Source organism: Streptomyces sp. NBC_00212 (assembly GCF_045206365.1).
Lineage (GTDB): Bacteria > Actinomycetota > Actinomycetes > Streptomycetales > Streptomycetaceae > Streptomyces.
This window is the reverse complement of the sequence record NZ_CP108115.1, coordinates 1297717-1313879: the sequence shown is the minus strand read 5'-3', so window position 1 is coordinate 1313879 and position 16163 is coordinate 1297717. Positions and strand designations below refer to the sequence as shown.

Sequence of the window (16163 nt, the reverse complement as noted above, 5' to 3'; positions counted from 1 at the left end):
CACCCCGCCCCCTTCCCGCCGGGTTTCCTACTGCGCCCACCCCTGCGCCCGCTCCCGCGCCTCCGCCAGGTCCGCCTCGGTCGGGGCGTCGTCCTGGGTGAGGCGGTGGCGCCAATAGCCCGCGAAGCTCACCGACCGCTTGGGCAGGCCGCGTTCGGCGACGAGTTGGCGGCGCACGGCCCGTACCGCCCCCGCCTCCCCAGCCAGCCACGCGTGCACCGACCCCGGCGGGAATTCGGCCGCCCGCACCGCCCGCACCAGCACTTCGCCGGTCCCCGGCCGCAGCGGCGCCCGGTGCAGCCAGTGCACGGTCAGCTCGCCCGGCGACTCCAGGGCCAGCTCGTCCTGCGGCCCGTTCACCTCGATGTACGCCACCGCGCGTGCCCCCTTCGGCAGCGCCTCGACGATCGTCGCGAGCGCCGGAAGGCCCGTCTCGTCGGCCACGAGCAGCATCCAGTCCGTGGTCGCGATCGGCACCGGTGTCGCGAAGTACGCCGAGGGGCCGAACATGCCGAGTACGGCGCCGGGCGCCGCGGCCCGGGCCCAGCGCGTCGCCGGGCCGTCCGCACCGGCGTGCAGTACGAAGTCGATGTCGATCGTGCCGCGCGCCCTGTCGTGGGCCCGGACGGTATAGCTCCGCATCCACGGCCGCCGCGGCTCGGGGATCTCCTGGAAGGCCTGGTACCAGCGCATGAAGTCGCCGTCCGCGCCCGCCGCGGGCAGTACGGGCACGGACTGGCCGGGCCGGGGAAAGTACAGCTTGACCTGCTGGTCGGGGCCCTCGACGCGGAAGTCCGCGAGGTCGGCGCCGCGGAACGTCACCCGCACCATGTGCCCGGCGATCCTGCGGATCCCGGCCACTTCGACGAACCGGACCGGAAGCGACCGGCCCGCCGCCGAGTGCTCGGCCGGCCCACCCGGAATCGACTGCCTTGCTCCCTGCCCCGCTGCTGACTGCTCCATCTGGCTTTTTCCTCCCTGTCCCCGGCGTGCGTCTCACGCCCGGGCCCCCACCGTCACGGCAGACGCCTACAGATGGCCGACATCCCGGCTACAGGGTCGGTCCAACAGGTCCCCCGGGTGGGGCGCGAGGGGCGCGCGTGAAGCTCGGCTGTTGACCCGCTTAAGAAATCCTCGATGGACTCTGCGGCCCGGGCTCGGCAGATTGGTGATCAGCAAGATCGGCCGGGTCATCCGGATCAGCAAGATCCTCCAGCGCGTCCGTATCCGTCAGATGCGTCAGATACGTCAGATACGTCGGACTCGTCGGACCCGCCCGATCCTCAGCCCGCACGTCCGGCCACCGATCCGTGGCCGGCCGCCCCTCTCCGTACGCCGGGAGCCCCGCCCATGAAGGCACTTGTCAAGCAGCACGCCGAACCCGGACTGTGGCTCATGGACGTTCCCGAGCCGGAGACCGGGCCCGGCGATGTGCTGATCAAGGTCCTTCGCACCGGCATCTGCGGCACCGACCTGCACATCCGCTCCTGGGACGGCTGGGCGCAGGGCGCCGTCAAGACCCCGCTGATCCTGGGCCACGAGTTCGTCGGCGAGGTCGCCGCGATCGGCGCGGACGTCCAGGACATCGCGGTCGGCGACCTGGTCAGCGGCGAGGGCCACCTGGTCTGCGGGAAGTGCCGCAACTGTCTGGCCGGACGCCGCCACCTGTGCCGCTCCACCATCGGCCTGGGCGTCGGCCGCAACGGCGCGTTCGCCGAGTACGTGGCGCTGCCCGCCTCCAACGTGTGGGTGCACCGCACCCAGGTCGACCTCGACGTCGCCGCGATCTTCGACCCGTTCGGCAACGCCGTGCACACCGCGCTGTCGTTCCCGCTGGTCGGCGAGGACGTGCTGATCACCGGCGCGGGCCCGATCGGCATCATGGCCGCGGCCGTCGCCAAGCACGCCGGCGCCCGCAGCGTCGTGATCACGGACGTCAGCGAGTCCCGCCTGGAGATCGCCCGCAAGGCCGGTGCCACCCTCGCGCTCAACGTCGCCGAGCACGACATCGCGCACGCCCAGAAGCAGCTCGGCCTCAAGGAGGGCTTCGACATCGGCCTGGAGATGTCGGGCCGCCCCGAGGCGATGCGCGACATGGTCGCGAACATGACGCACGGCGGCCGCATCGCGATGCTCGGCCTGCCCGCGCAGGAGTTCGCCGTGGACTGGGCGAAGATCGTCACCTCGATGATCACCATCAAGGGCATCTACGGCCGCGAGATGTTCGAGACGTGGTACGCCATGACGGTGCTGCTCGAAGGCGGCCTCGACCTCAGCCCGGTGATCACCGGAAAGTACGGCTACCAGGACTTCGACGCGGCCTTCGACGAGGCCGCCACCGCCCGCAGCGGCAAGATCATCCTCGACTGGACCGTCTGAGTCCCCGCCCGGACCACCGGACACCCCTAGGAGCCCCGAGCATGTACGCGAACGTCCGCGACGACCTCCAGAAGACCCTCGACGAGATCAAGGAAGCCGGTCTCTTCAAGCCCGAGCGTGTTATCTCCACCCCGCAGAGCGCCTCCGTCTCCGTGCCGTCGGGCGACGTACTCAACTTCTGCGCCAACAACTACCTCGGCCTCGCCGACCACCCCGAGGTGATCGCGGCCGCCAAGGACGCCCTGGACCGCTGGGGCTACGGCATGGCCTCGGTCCGCTTCATCTGCGGCACCCAGGACGTCCACAAGGAGCTGGAGGGCCGCCTGTCGGCGTTCCTCGGCCAGGAGGACACGATCCTCTACTCGTCCTGCTTCGACGCCAACGGCGGCGTATTCGAGACCCTGCTCGACGCGCAGGACGCGGTCATCTCCGACGCCCTCAACCACGCCTCGATCATCGACGGCATCCGCCTGTCCAAGGCGGCCCGCTTCCGCTACGCCAACCGCGACATGGCCGACCTTGAGGCCAAGCTCAAGGAGGCGTCCGGCGCCCGGCGCCGTCTGATCGTCACCGACGGCGTGTTCTCCATGGACGGCTACATCGCGCCGCTCCAGGAGATCTGCGACCTCGCCGACCGATACGACGCCATGGTCATGGTCGACGACTCGCACGCCGTCGGCTTCACCGGCCCCGGCGGCGCGGGCACCCCGGCCCTGCACGGCGTCAGCGACCGCGTCGACATCATCACCGGCACCCTCGGCAAGGCGCTCGGCGGCGCCTCCGGCGGCTATGTCGCGGCCCGCGCCGAGATCGTCGCCCTGCTGCGCCAGCGCTCCCGCCCGTACCTGTTCTCGAACTCGCTCGCCCCGGTCATCGCCGCCGCCTCCCTCAAGGTCCTGGACCTCCTGGAATCGGCCGGTGACCTGCGCGAGAAGCTCGCCGCCAACACCACGCTCTTCCGTACGAGGATGACGGAGGCGGGCTTCGAGATCCTGCCCGGGGAGCACCCCATCGCACCCGTCATGATCGGCGACGCCGCCGAGGCGGCCCGCATGGCCGAGCTGCTCCTGGAGCGCGGCGTGTACGTGATCGGCTTCTCCTACCCGGTGGTCCCGATGGGCGCGGCCCGCATCCGCGTCCAGCTCTCGGCGGCGCACTCCACCGAGGACATCGAGAAGACGGTGGCCGCATTCGTCGACGCCCGGGCGTCGATGGGGGCCTGAGGCGCGAGCCGCGGTGAGGGCCTGAGGCCGGGGCGTCGATCGCGGCCTGGCGCCCGGGCGGCGATGAGGGGCTGAGGTCCGGGCGACAATGGCTGGGTGATCGACCCCCGCCGGCTTCGCATCCTGCGTGCCGCGGCGGACCACCGTACGGTGACCGCCGCGGCAGCAGCGCTGTATCTGACCCCCTCCGCCGTCTCCCAGCAGCTCGCGGCCCTGGAGCAGGAGACCGGGCACACCCTGCTCACCCGCAGCGGCAAGGGGGTACGGCTCACGGCCGCCGGAGAGATCCTCCTGGAGCACGCCAACGCGGTCCTGGCCCAGCTGGAGCGGGCCGAGGCGGAGCTGGCCGCCTACGCGGGCGGCGCCGCCGGAGAGGTCACCGTGGCGGCCTTCGCGACGGGCATCGCGGAGGTCCTCGCGCCCGCGATCACGCGGCTGCGCACGAGCCACCCCGCGATCCGGGTCCGGGTCCGGGACGCCGAGGGCGACGAGGCGCTGCCGCTGGTCCTGGACGGCGAGGCGGATCTGGCGCTCGCGGTCGAATACCGGGGCGCGCCCCGCGAGGACGACAGCAGGCTCTCTCGCGTCCCGCTGTACGCAGAGCCCTTCGACGCCGTGCTGCACGCGGCGCACCCCCTCGCCCAGTCCCCGCAGGTGCCGCTCTCCGCCCTCGCCGACGACGACTGGATCGGCCCCTACCCGGGCAACCCCTGCCACGACGTGATGCTGCTCGCCTGTGAACTCGCGGGATTCCAGCCCAAGTTGGTGCATTCCTCGGACGACTTCCGGGCGGTGGTCGCGCTGGCGGGCGCGGGCGCCGGGGTGGCCCTCGTGCCGCGTTCGGCGCTGCGCGGCATGGAGCAGAAGGACACCGTGGTACGCCCCGTGGCGGGCCCGGCGGCGACCCGCCGGGTGTTCGCCGCGGTACGCAGAGGAGCCGAGGGCCACCCGCTGTTCCGCCCGGTACTGGAGGCACTGGCGGAGGCGGCGCGCGGCCTGCCGACCGACTAGGCCCAGGAGTCCAGGGCCGGACATCGGCCGCAGGCGACCGCCGCGACGTTCAGAGCGGTGGCCGTCGCCGGAGATCCCCGGAGACGTGCGGCTCGGCGGGTGTGCCGCGGCCGGGCCATGCGATGTCGTCGACCGCGAGAAACCGCTCGGCGGCCACGGTCGCGGGGGTCAACCCGGTGAACGCCATGACGTCACGATGCAGGTGGGACTGGTCGGCGTAGCCTGCGTCGGCCGCGACTCGGGCCGCGCCTTCACCCGCGACCAGGCGGTGGGCGGCATGGTCGAATCGGGCCAGCTTCAGGGCACGCTTGGGCGGCAGACCGAGCTGCGACCGGAACCGGGACCACAGGCGCTTACGGCTCCATCCGACCTCGGCCGCGAGTGCGTCGACCCGGGCCAGACCCCGGCTGCTGACGATCCAGTGCCAGGCCCAGGCCACCTCAGGGTCCACCGACGGCCCCGCCTCATGTCGGCCGGCTAGCAGCGCGTCCGTCAACGCGAAGCGATCCCGCCACGGCGAGACGTCGCCCAGCCGCTCGCGGATCCGGGACGCCTCCCGGCCCCACAGGTCGTCCAAGGGCACGACGGCGCCGTCGAGGTCGGCGGGGGAGACGCCCAGAACCGCGCGCGCGATCACCGGTGACAGGCGCACCTGCACGCACTCGACGTTCTCTCCCCGCGCCCGGACCGCACCCCCGGACCCGAATCCGGGCCCGGCGACGGCGCTTCCCCGCTGCTGCCGCCCGGCCGCACAGTCAAGGACGGGCGAGCCGGCGCCGAACTCCAGGAGCAGCGTCACGGCCGGGTGCGGGACCATCCGGAGCGCGCCCAGGTCATGGACGCGGAACCCGGCCATGGTGACACCGGCCACCCTGCTGGGACGCTGCGGGCATACGACGCCCCACACCTCCGCACCGTGCATGAAAGTCCGCACCGTCCCAGGCCAGGGCCTGTCCTCGAAGAGCTGAGCCGCATCGCGGGCGACCAGATCCGCCGGACAGACCCCAGTGAGCGGCCGCGGCCTACGTGAGCCCGCCGAGGGGAACATTCGTCCAATCCGTCGGTGGGCAGTGGCGGCGACCGTGGGCTCATGACTGTTTCTGACGGCGTACCGCACGTGAACCGTGGGGCCGAGACCACCGAGCATTCGACTCTGTCGCTGGACGACGGCGACATCCACGTGTGCCAGGGCGGCCCTCGTGACGCCCCCGCACTCCTGCTCATCCATGGGTCCGCGTCCTCGACCCGCTCGTGGGACCCGCTGGTTTCGATGCTGACCGGATCCCATCGCGTCATCCGGATCGACCTGCTCGGGCACGGCCGGTCGGCTAAACCGGCCGACGGCGGCTACGCGATCCCGGACCAGGCACGCCGGGCCGGCGTGGCGCTGGACCGACTCGGCGTCGAGCACGCCGTGGTCGTCGGTCATTCCAGCGGCGGCGTCGTCGCCACCGCCCTCGCCGAACAGCGCCCCGACCTGGTGACCGCGCTCGCGCTCATCAACACCGGCCCCAGCCTGAACGCCTTCATCGCACCGGAGTCCGCCGCGGCCGGACTCTCGCAGTGGCCGCCGACCGACGAGCAGATCCGCCGGTTCGCGAGCACCGCCTTCAGCCGGGCGGGCTACCGGATCCCACCAGAGCTCCTGGACGACGTGCGCCGCATGACCCACCACACGCTCACCGCAACGATGCGGGCCACCCACGACTATCTGGGGCAGCGGGCGCTCCCGGACCGGCTGAAGGCCCTGGGCCAGCCGCTGCTGGTGCTCTTCGGCGAGGAAGACCGCAGGTGGCGTTCCGCGTCCGCCGCCGACTACCGCGCGGTCGCGGGCGCGAAAGTCGAGCTGCTGCCCGGTCTCGGACACTCACCCATACTGGAGGATCCCCCGCGGACCGCCACCCCGCTGCTCGCCTTCACCACGACCCACGCCGTACGGGCGGAGTGAATGAAACGCCTCCACAACGCCATGACCACCGACGACCACCCCCGCCGCCTTCAGGCCCAGGCGGGTGCCGTGCCCGTCAGCTGGCAGACCACCAGGTACAGCGGGATCGGCGGGGTGTAGGGCGTCGCGCCCTCCGGGAAGTTGATCAGACGGGGGCGGTCGGCGTCCGGGACCACGGCCCCGGGTGCGTAGCGCACCGGCCGGGGCCAGGGCAGATCCTGGTCGGAGCCGGCCGGAACGATCCACCACCACCAGTCGGCCGAGGCGAAGACGCAGCCGGACCGGGGCAGCCGGGAAAGGAGCCGGAAACCGTGCACGGCGGGCACTCCCACCGCGTCCCGGCCCAGCGTGGCCGGCCGGACGGCGGGCAGCAGTACCCCGCCGCCGGTTCGAGCGGCGGAGCCGCCGGGCCCGGGCACTCCGTGCGCACCCCCACTGCGCACGGGGCCACGGGGCCCGGCGGATCCGGACCCATCGGGTCGCGGGCCCTGTCGCCCGGACCGGGGTCCCCAAGGAAGCTTTTCTCTCAGCACGGGCGGCCCGCCTTGCCGGGCCCGCCGTGCGCGAGCTCGGCCCAGACGATCCGGCCGGGCCCGTACGGGGCGTCGTGCGTGCCCCACGCGCTGCTCACCGCGTCCACGAGCAGCAGCCCGCGTCCGCGCTCCTCCTCGTCGTCCGAATAGCAAAGGCGCGGGCCCGCGGAGCCGCAGCCCAGGTCTCTGACCGCTATCCGCAACGCCCGCTGGAGATCGGTGAGTTCGCACAGTATGTGGTCGCCGGCCGTGTGCACGACGGCGTTGGTGACGAGCTCCGAGATCACCAGGGCGGCGGTCTCGTGAAGGTCCTCGTGGTGCCCCCACCCGGTCAGCATGTCCTTGCTGCGCCGCCGGGCGAGAGAGACCGAATCGGTACGGGCCGGCACGTCGAAGGCGTACCGCCGCACAGCGGTCCCGGAAGGTGCGCCTGTCAGCTGGGGGATGAGCGCGTTACCAGGAGCCACGACCGGAATCCTCACAGTGGGGAAGCAGCACCCGGCACGGCCTCCCCCAAGGCTGTGCACGAACACCGCGTGTGAACTGGTTCACCGACCTACCTTGTACCCGCGGCGGACACTTGGCAAGGGGCACTCTGAAAATTGCAGAGTGCCGTTCTCCTCTCTGCAACGACATGGCACACTGCTCGCAACAGCGCGTGGGGAGGTCTGAAGTGAGTGAACCCCGGTCCGCCCCGACCGTGGGCCAGGTCGTGCTGGGCAGACGCCTGCAGGACCTGCGCGAGCGGGCCGGCCTCAGGCGCGAGGAAGCGGCCAAGGTGCTGCGGGTGGCCCCGGCCACCGTCCGGCGCATGGAGATGGCCGAGGTTTCCCTCAAAATCCCTTACGTGGTCCTGCTGTTGAAGGCGTACGGGATCGGCGACGGGGAGGCGGAAGGTTTCATCGCCCTGGCCGAGGAGGCCAACAAGCCGGGCTGGTGGCAGCGCTTCCACGACATCCTGCCCGACTGGTTCAGCATGTACGTCAGCCTGGAGGGCGCGGCCTCACTGATCAGGTCGTACGAGCCGCACTTCGTGCCCGGGCTGCTGCAGACCGAGGAGTACGCCCGCCACGTGATGCGCAGCGGGGCGCTCGGCGCCACCAGCGAGGCCGACATCGACCGGCACGTGGCGCTGCGCATGGAGCGCCAGTCGCTGCTCACCAGGGAGGACGCCCCGCGACTGTGGGTCGTCATGGACGAGACCGTGCTGCGCCGCCCGGTCGGCTCGCCGCAGGTGATGCGGGACCAGATCGACCGCCTACTGGAGGCGTCGACGCTGCCCAACGTCACCGTGCAGCTGGCCGAGTTCGCCTCCGGGCACCATCCGGGGACGTACGGGCCCTTCGTCCTCTTCCGCTTCGCCGTGCCCGAACTGCCGGACATGGTCTACAGCGAGTACCTGACCGGCGCCGTCTACCTCGACGCGCGCCCCGAGGTGGCCACCCACCTGGAGGTCATGGACCGCATGGCGGCTCAGGCCGCGACTGCACAACGCACGAAGGAGATCCTCAAGGATCTCCGCAAGGAGCTGTGAATGGATCACATATACGACGGCGGGCCGGCGGACGGGCACATCTACAACGGCATGCCCGCCACCGAACTCGGCGCCGAGGGCTGGCACAAGCCGTGGAGCGGCGGCAACGGCGGCAACTGCTTCGAGGCCATGAAGCTGGCCGACGGCAGGGTCGCGGTGCGCCAGTCGGCCGATCCCGAGGGGCCGGCGCTGATCTACACACCCGGTGAGATCGCCGCCTTCATCCAGGGCGCGAAGTCGGGTCAGGCCGACTTCCTGCTGACGTGATCCCAGCTCACCCCCAACTGCCTTGATTCCCCCACCTGTTCACTGACCTTCATCCCCGTGGAGCGCACATGACCGGGCAAGACCGCACCGCCGTGACGATCGACACGAGCAAGCCCCATCCGGCCCGGGTGTACGACTGGTTCCTCGGCGGCAAGGACAACTACCCGGTCGACGAGGCGCTCGCCGAGCAGCTGCTCGCCCTCGACTCGCGCGGCCGCGACATCGCGCGGGTCAACCGGGCCTTCATGCACCGCGCCACGCGCTGGCTCGCCGAGCAGGGCGTACGCCAGTTCCTGGACATCGGCACCGGCATCCCCACCGAGCCCAACCTCCACCAGGTCGCCCAGCGCACCGCGAGCGACGCCCGCATCGTGTACGCGGACAACGACCCGATCGTGCTGCGGCACGCGGAGGCCCTGCTGCGTTCCACCCCCGACGGCGTCACCGAGTACATCCAGGCCGACGTCCGCGAACCCGAGCGCATCCTCGAACTGGCCCGGCACACCCTGGACTTCGAGCGTCCGGTGGCCCTCTCGCTGATCGCGCTGACCCACTTCATCGGGGACGACGACGATGTGTACGGCATCGTCGACCGACTCCTCGACGTCCTCGCGCCGGGCAGCTGTCTGGTGCTCTCGCAGATCACCGGAGACTTCGACCCGGAGAGCGCGGCCCGCGCCGTGGAGCTCTACAAGGGCGGCGGCGTCACCCTGCGCCCGCGGACCAAGGCCGAGGTCGCCCGGTTCTTCGACGGCCGCGAACTGACCGCCCCGGGCGTCGGCCTGGCCGCCGCCTGGCACCCGGACCTTGGCGAGCCGGCGGCCGAGGGCGACGACACCATTCCGGTGTACTCGGGCGTGGCGCGGAAGGTGTGAGGGCGCGGGACGGCTCCCGCGCCCGCCCCGCTCACCCCACGTCGAAGACGTTCGGCAGGCCGAGCCGGTGGCGCAGCCGGTCGTTCCCCTTCAGGAAGTCGAGCTCCGGCGCGCTGTACAGCGGGGTCACCGTGCAGCGCGGCGCCGTCGAACCCACCCTGTCCAGAAGGGCGTTGGCGGCCAGCCGGCCCGAGGTGTTGGCGCCCTCCATCGTGGCCAGGTCGATGGGGACGGCCACGTAGTCGCCCGCCAGATAGAAGTTGGGGATCTTCGTGGCGGCCGACGGGCGGTTGTGGAAGGTGCCGGTGGGGTGGATGAGCAGCTCGTCCTCGTTCTGCGGGTTCGGCGTCCCGATCCCCGAGACGCCCGGGTCCAGGAACCAGGAGTGCAGCTTGGAGTCGCTGAGGACCGTCTTGCCGGTGTCGTTGAGCGCGGCCTTCAGCTGCGCCCACACCTCGCGCGCGACCTCCTCGCGGGTGCACTGCTTGGCCGTCTTCCCGTACAGGATCCCGGGCTTGTCCCATTCGGAGATGTCGACCGAGAGACAGTCGGCGACCGTCCCGTCGCCGTAGTCGGCGGCGAAGGGGTGCCTCGGCCAGTGCTCGGCCTGCGCTATGGCGGTCAGCGACCACTGCGAGTCGATGCAGTCGACGTGCCCGTGCACGATGTCGGGCCGCTCGGTCAGATAGAACTGAATGCCCGTCATCCAGTCGGTGCGCAGCTGGTCGCAGCGCGCCAACTGCGGGTCGGCCGCGCGCATCGCCGCACTCCAGGTGGGCCGCGCGTGCTCCACGGGAAGCGCCGAGACGTAGTGGTCGGCGGTGACGGTCCGGACGGCTCCGCCCTCGTCCTCGACCTGAACCCCCGTCACCTTGCCGCTGCCGTACGTGACTTCGCGTACGGTCCAGCCCACCTTGAACTCGACGCCCAGTGAACGCAGTTGAGTGACCCACGGGTCGATCCAGGACTCGTTGGTGGGCGCGTTCAGGATGCGGTCGAGGGGGCCGTCCGCGCCCCGGCCGAGGGCGTTGAATATGAAGGCTTCGAGCAGGCTGCCCACCGTGCGGGTGCTGGCCTCCTCGGCCTTGGTCGCCACGATGTTGCGGGTGACGCCGACGGCGAGGATGCGCTGGTAGTCGTAACTCATCTGCGCGGCCCGGGTGAACGTCCACCAGGGCGTGGTCTCCCACTGGTTGTCGCGGCGCTCCTGGCAGCTGGTGAGGAAGACCGCGAGCCGGTCCACGAAGTAGGCGACCTCGCGGGCGGGCAGCCGCTGGAAGGTGCCGAGCACCCCGGTCAGGGCGCGGCGGATGTCGTCGAGGGTGAGCGGCTGGGGCGTGCCGGCCCCGGGCATCGGCAGCCGCAGATCCTCCTGGCCGGTCCGCGCGAACATCATTTCCTTCGGCGCCACCAGGTTGTCCCAGACGCCGTGCTGGTTGCCGGGGAACGGGATCCGCCGCATGGTGTCCGGCAGGTTGTGATAGATGCCGGGGATGAACCGGAAGCCGTGCTCGGCGGGCAGCGGCTTGCGGCCGCCCTTCGCGCTGTCCGGTACGTCCATGGAGCGGGCCTTGCCGCCGAGCGCCCGGCGCTCGAAGAGCGTCACCCGGAACCCGCGCTCGGCGAGCTCATGGGCGGCCGTGAGCCCGGCGACCCCGCCGCCGAGCACGGCCACGCTCTGGCCGCCCGCCGCCGATGGGCTCGGCGCGGCCGAGGCGGCGGGCGCCTCGACCCCGAGGGCGGCCACCGCGCCCGCCGCCGTACCCGCGACAAAAGTCCGTCTCGTACTGCCCGTGCGCGCCACAGTGCTCCCTATTACCGGTGGTAACGGTCACGTCCGGCGCAGGAGCATACGGTCGCCGCGTCGATCTCGGAAGACGGACCGGGCGTCCGGCCGACGGCGATTATGAGACGAACTCCTCGTCCCCGTAACGGACTTGGGCCTTGTTCCAGTCGACGCCCAGCGACTTGGTGAACTTCTGGGCCAGCGGCAGATCGGCGAGCGGGGCGATGAGGGTGAGCCGCCCGTCGAGGGTGACCGAGCCGCCGCCGAGCTCGTCGCGGGCCTCCGGGTTCGCGACCAGCGCGTCATGCAACTGGGTCGCGGAGACGCCGGGCGCCTGGATCTCGACCGCGTCGGTCTCCGGCGAGGTACGCGGCAGACAGCGGAAGGTCAGCACCGACTCCTGGTGGTACTGCTTGGCGATGACCCCGGCGATGTGGTGAAGGCCGTCGCGGCCGACCCTGTTGACGTCGAACTCGCGCGAGCGCTCATAGGTGGTCTGCTTCAGGTCACCGGACCAGAAGACGCCGTCGAGCAGCTTCGACGCGCCGGGACGGGCACCGTTGGCGCGGACGATCCCGCGTACTTCGTGGTCGAAGCGGGTGAGCTGGGTCCTGAGGCGCGGGTCGGCCGGATCGGTGATGATCGCGGTGTTGTTCGTGGCGAAGATCTCCGCCGTCGGGCAGCCGGGCGCCGCCGTGGCGGCCTGCGCGGTTCCCGCTCCCGCCACTCCCAGCGTCAGGACCCCCACCGCGACCAGGACGCGCAACCTCTGCTTCATGCCTCAACTCCCTGCCCAATGACTCACGTTGCTGCGCCTCGGGCGCATCTGGATCACCGTAGGGGTTCTGACGCAGAGTTAATGGCGGTAACTCCATGTATGGCCGATAACGAGTGGTGTGCCGGAGGACGAGGGGAACGGCCGACGCCCGCCCGCCGCTGTGGCGCGACGGGCGGGCGGGCGTACGGAGTTTGGGATCAGAGTGTGTCGGCGTCGGTGATCGCCTGTGTGAAGGCTTCGGGGGCTTCCTGGGGCACGTTGTGGCCGATGCCCTTGAGGGTGCGGTGGTCGTACGCGCCGGTGAAGTGATCGCGGTAGGCGGTGCCGTCGCCGGGAGGCGTGAAGGGGTCCAGCTCGCCGTCCAGGGTGACCGTGGGCGTCGCGATGGCGGGGCCTTGGGCGAGCCGCTGTTCGAGGTGGTCGTAACGGGGGTCGCCGTCGGCCAGGCCCAGCCGCCACCGGTAGTTGTGGATCACGATGGGGACCCAGTCGGGGTTGTCGAAGGACGCGGCGGTGCGGTCGAAGGTCGGGTCGTCGAACTGCCACGTCGGGGAGACGTTCCGCCAGATGAGCTTCGCGAACGCGTGCCTGTTCCCTTCGAGGCCGAGCCGCCCCCGTTCCGTCGCGAAGTAGTACTGGTACCACCAGGACCACTCGGCCTCGGGCGCCAGCGGAGCCTTGTTGCGCTCGCGGTTGGTGATCAGATAGCCGGTCACGGAGACGAGGGCCTTGCAGCGGTGCGGCCAGAGCGCCGCGATGATGTCGGCGGTCCGCGCTCCCCAGTCGAAGCCGGCGAGCACCGCCTTCTCGATTCTCAGCGCGTCCATCAGCGCGACGATGTCGAGCGCGACCACCGCCTGCTGTGCGTTGCGGAACGCCTTGTCCGAGCGGAACCGCGTGGTGCCGTGACCGCGCAGGTGCGGGACGATCACCCGGTATCCGTGCGCCGCGAGCAACGGAGCCACCTCGGCGTAGCTGTGAATGTCGTACGGCCAGCCGTGCAGCAGCACGACCGCGGGACCGCGCGCGGGTCCGGCCTCGACGTATCCGATGTTCAGAGCTCCGGCATCGATCTGCTTGAGCGGGCCGAAGGGGACGACGGGCCGTGGGGAGGCGACGGGGAGCTCCGTATCGGCACTCGCCGCGGCCGATGTCGCCGGAAGGGTCAGCGAGGCTCCGGCCGTTCCCGCGCCCAGCAGCCTGGAAAACGTACGCCTGTCGATGACGTTCACCTCTCTCGGAGGACGTGCGCCGAAAGGAGCGGCGTGGCTCACCGCCGGGTCACTGGCCTCGCCACACGTTGTCGAAGGCGGCGTCCTCGATGCTGCGCCGCTGGCGGACGCCCGCCAGTTCCGTCACCGCTTCGTCGACGGCGGCCAGCACGGTCACGACCGCGTCGCCGGTGCGGTCCGCGAGCTCCTCGGGAGGCTCGTCGCGGAGCCGGGCGGCGGCCGCCAGACCGGTGAGAACGGGCTCGCCCGAGGCCCAGCGCTCCACCGCGCGACGCCGCTCGGGCGAGTCGGCCAGTGCCGTCCGGCCGGTGCTCAGCGGAATCCAGCGCCGGTGCTGCCGGGTGACACCTCCGTCGGTCTCCAGGGCGGCGAGGTAGGCCGCGTACAGGCCACGCCCCCGGCGCCACAGCCAGTCCTCGACGGACTCGTACGGTGCCTGCCGGGCGAGGGCCGCAGCCGCTTCGGTCAACTGCCGGTCACCCAGCTCGCGCGCCAGGCCGGGGACGATGCGGTCGCCGTCCACGGTGAGGATCTCGGCGTCGGCGAGATCGAGCAGCTCGGCGCCGGCGAGGGCCAGTGAGAGGTCGCCCGGCTCGACGGGGCGGTCGGCGGCGGTGCCATCCATGCTGACGATCAGCAGGTCCCGTGCTGTGGTCATGCGCGGATCCTAGTGAGCCAGGGGCGGCACGGGGAGTGCGCCTCACCGTCGGCGCCCGTCCCGGCCAAGTGGGCGCCGGCCGTGAGCACCGGGCGGTCAGATGGCGTAGTGCCAGGTGGTGAGCATGTAGGCGCCGTACCAGGAGCCGAACAGGGAAGCCGCGGTCAAGGTGATGGCCGCGGTGCGCGGGCGGGCGTGGCTGAGGGCGCGGGCGAGGGGGACGAGGAAGATCAGGGCGGGGACCACGAGGCGGAGTTTGGAGTGGTAGTAGTTGCTCTGCCCGAGGGTGAGGACGAGGATCGCGGTGCCGTAGATCAGGAGCGGTGGCCAGGTGCCGCGCTGCCAGGCGAGGACGGTGGCGACGATGAGCGCGAGGAGCAGCACGGCCGTGCTGACGGGGACCCAGCCGTCGGCCTCGGTGAACGCGTAGCCGAGGAAGTGCCAGAACGAGCTGCCGTTGTCCCAGCGGGTGTCCCAGCCGGCCTGTTGGATGGTGAACCAGGCGTCGGCCTTGTGGAGGCGTTGGCCCACCCACCACAGGTAGGCCGGGGTTCCGGTGCAGGCCAGGGCGATGGCGGCGAGGGGGCGCCAGGTCACGCGGCGCTCGCGCACCAGGTGCAGGACGACGGCGGCGACCAGGGCCGCGGCCACGGCTGCGGCTGCGGGCCGGGTCAGCCCCGTCAGGAAGGCGAAGGTTCCGGCGGTGAGCCATGCCTTGCGGTGGGCGGCCACGAGGGTGGCGGCGGCCAGGGCCAGGAACAGGGACTCGCTGTACGCCATGAGGAAGGCCAGCGCCATGGGTTGGGCGCAGGCCAGCAGGATGGTGGCGACGGTGGCGGTGCGGCGGTCGTAGAGCCGGCTCATCAGGAGGTGGACTGCGACGAGTGCGGCGATCATCGCGAGGTGGGCGGCGACCAGGGCGGCGGTGCCGTAGCCGAGGCCGGTCAGGGCGTGGACGGTGCGGATCAGCGCCGGGTAGGCGGGGAAGAAGGCCAGGTTGTTGCCGACGAGCTTTCCGTCGGCGTCATGGGTGAAGCTGTCGGGATAGCCGTTCTGCGCGATGGACCGGTAGAGGTCGCCGTCCCAGGAGAGCAGCTTGTCGTGGACGCCGGGTGCGCCGGGCGGGCTCATGACCGCAAGCAGTACGAGGTGCAGGACGGCGGAGGTCGCGTAGATCGCCAGCGCGGGCCGGATCGCGTACCAGGCTCTGTGCGGCCAGGTGCTCTTGGCGGGTGTGCGGGGCGTGCCGTCGGGCGGCCGGGTGGTCGTGGCGGCGGGAGCGGTGTGCTGGGCCTGCGGCGGTATTCGCTGGGCGCCGATCGCCGTGGTCGTCGAAGTCTTCATGAGGCTTTCTTGGTAGGCGGTCGGCGTGGCCGGTGCTGAGGGACGCGGGTGGGCGGGTCGGCGGGGCGCTTCCGTGGCGCGGTGCGGCGCACAGACGCTGCCGTACGGCCGGCCGGCCGGCGGGCCCGGGCCCACTGGCTCGACGCCGGTCGCGGGGTACGGCCCGCCGGCGGCCCGTGGAGCCGAGGCGGTGCGGCACATCGGTGAACTCCTCCTCGGTCAACAGCAGCCCAGCTCCTCGCGTGATCGGTCCTTTGTCATGCCTACGCCCGGGAGGGGGCGCTTGGTTGGCACACGAGACACACATCACACACGCGGCGCCCGCCCGTGGGCACGTCCGTCCCGAGGCCGACGGCCAAGAACGGGCCGCGCCCGTGGGCACGGCTCCGTCCCGAGGCCGACGACCAAGAACGGACACCTGTCGCGCCGGGGCGGCACCGAGCCGGTGCCCCGGCCTGCTGGTGCGCCCCGCCGCGTGGCGGCCAGTGAGACACGCGAAGGCGCGCCGCGAGACACGACAAGGCCCGCCGTCGCGACCCCCACCACGCCTAGATCATCCCATTGCCCCTTTCGGGGACTCACCCGGGCCGCGTCC

The 16163-nt window shown here is 71.6% G+C and carries 16 protein-coding genes; 7 read left to right on the top strand and 9 right to left on the bottom strand.

The features are described 5' to 3' along the window. Window positions 1-27: 27 nt before the first annotated feature. Window positions 28-963, bottom strand: a complete 936-nt coding sequence (locus tag OHA17_RS06080; protein WP_406504723.1) for a siderophore-interacting protein — start codon at window positions 961-963, stop codon at window positions 28-30. Window positions 964-1350: 387 nt separating this feature from the next. Between OHA17_RS06080 and tdh the strand changes: the two genes are divergently transcribed. The 3 genes from tdh to OHA17_RS06065 all read left to right on the top strand — a co-directional run bounded on the left by tdh (window position 1351) and on the right by OHA17_RS06065 (window position 4613). Continuing rightward, the gene (tdh, locus tag OHA17_RS06075) at window positions 1351-2379 is read left to right on the top strand and encodes an L-threonine 3-dehydrogenase (protein WP_053725642.1); all 1029 of its coding nucleotides are present in this window, start codon (window positions 1351-1353) and stop codon (window positions 2377-2379) included. 41 nt (window positions 2380-2420) lie between these two features. Next, window positions 2421-3602 (top strand): glycine C-acetyltransferase, encoded by a 1182-nt coding sequence (locus tag OHA17_RS06070; protein ID WP_406504721.1) that lies wholly within the window; start codon window positions 2421-2423, stop codon window positions 3600-3602. Between the two features lie 96 nt (window positions 3603-3698). Continuing rightward, window positions 3699-4613, top strand: coding sequence for a LysR family transcriptional regulator (locus tag OHA17_RS06065; protein WP_053725640.1), 915 nt, complete (start codon window positions 3699-3701; stop codon window positions 4611-4613). Window positions 4614-4662: 49 nt separating this feature from the next. Here the strand turns inward: OHA17_RS06065 and OHA17_RS06060 are convergent, their stop codons facing one another. Next, entirely contained in the window at window positions 4663-5547 is an 885-nt protein-coding gene (locus OHA17_RS06060) for a helix-turn-helix domain-containing protein (protein ID WP_406504719.1), read from the bottom strand. Between the two features lie 156 nt (window positions 5548-5703). Between OHA17_RS06060 and OHA17_RS06055 the strand changes: the two genes are divergently transcribed. Beyond that, window positions 5704-6561, top strand: coding sequence for an alpha/beta fold hydrolase (locus tag OHA17_RS06055; RefSeq protein ID WP_406504717.1), 858 nt, complete (start codon window positions 5704-5706; stop codon window positions 6559-6561). 50 nt (window positions 6562-6611) lie between these two features. Here the strand turns inward: OHA17_RS06055 and OHA17_RS06050 are convergent, their stop codons facing one another. Both OHA17_RS06050 and OHA17_RS06045 read right to left on the bottom strand, forming a co-directional pair. Further along, window positions 6612-6980, bottom strand: a complete 369-nt coding sequence (locus OHA17_RS06050; RefSeq protein WP_398880182.1) for a hypothetical protein — start codon at window positions 6978-6980, stop codon at window positions 6612-6614. Window positions 6981-7087: 107 nt separating this feature from the next. Then, window positions 7088-7561, bottom strand: a complete 474-nt coding sequence (locus OHA17_RS06045; protein WP_053725637.1) for an ATP-binding protein — start codon at window positions 7559-7561, stop codon at window positions 7088-7090. A 206-nt stretch (window positions 7562-7767) separates the two neighbouring features. Between OHA17_RS06045 and OHA17_RS06040 the strand changes: the two genes are divergently transcribed. From OHA17_RS06040 to OHA17_RS06030, 3 genes are all read left to right on the top strand, one after another. Next, a complete protein-coding gene (locus tag OHA17_RS06040) occupies window positions 7768-8628 on the top strand; it encodes a helix-turn-helix domain-containing protein (RefSeq protein ID WP_406504714.1) in 861 nt (286 codons plus the stop codon). Next, a complete protein-coding gene (locus OHA17_RS06035) occupies window positions 8629-8895 on the top strand; it encodes a DUF397 domain-containing protein (RefSeq protein WP_053725635.1) in 267 nt (88 codons plus the stop codon). It abuts the gene before it with no gap. A gap of 68 nt (window positions 8896-8963) precedes the next feature. Then, entirely contained in the window at window positions 8964-9770 is an 807-nt protein-coding gene (locus tag OHA17_RS06030; RefSeq protein ID WP_406504712.1) for an SAM-dependent methyltransferase, read from the top strand. Between the two features lie 31 nt (window positions 9771-9801). On the opposite strand, the gene OHA17_RS06025 is transcribed toward OHA17_RS06030, so the two are convergent. The 5 genes from OHA17_RS06025 to OHA17_RS06005 all read right to left on the bottom strand — a co-directional run bounded on the left by OHA17_RS06025 (window position 9802) and on the right by OHA17_RS06005 (window position 15568). Continuing rightward, the gene (locus OHA17_RS06025) at window positions 9802-11574 is read right to left on the bottom strand and encodes an FAD-dependent oxidoreductase (RefSeq protein WP_406504710.1); all 1773 of its coding nucleotides are present in this window, start codon (window positions 11572-11574) and stop codon (window positions 9802-9804) included. A 100-nt stretch (window positions 11575-11674) separates the two neighbouring features. Beyond that, on the bottom strand, window positions 11675-12334 hold the full coding sequence (locus OHA17_RS06020) for a hypothetical protein (protein WP_406504708.1): 660 nt from the start codon (window positions 12332-12334) through the stop codon (window positions 11675-11677). Window positions 12335-12531: 197 nt separating this feature from the next. After that, window positions 12532-13566, bottom strand: coding sequence for an alpha/beta fold hydrolase (locus OHA17_RS06015; RefSeq protein ID WP_406504706.1), 1035 nt, complete (start codon window positions 13564-13566; stop codon window positions 12532-12534). 49 nt (window positions 13567-13615) lie between these two features. Beyond that, a complete protein-coding gene (locus OHA17_RS06010; protein ID WP_406504704.1) occupies window positions 13616-14224 on the bottom strand; it encodes a GPP34 family phosphoprotein in 609 nt (202 codons plus the stop codon). 96 nt (window positions 14225-14320) lie between these two features. Beyond that, window positions 14321-15568: a hypothetical protein gene (locus OHA17_RS06005; protein ID WP_406504702.1), complete on the bottom strand. Its 1248-nt coding sequence runs from the start codon at window positions 15566-15568 to the stop codon at window positions 14321-14323. Window positions 15569-16163 lie beyond the last annotated feature (595 nt).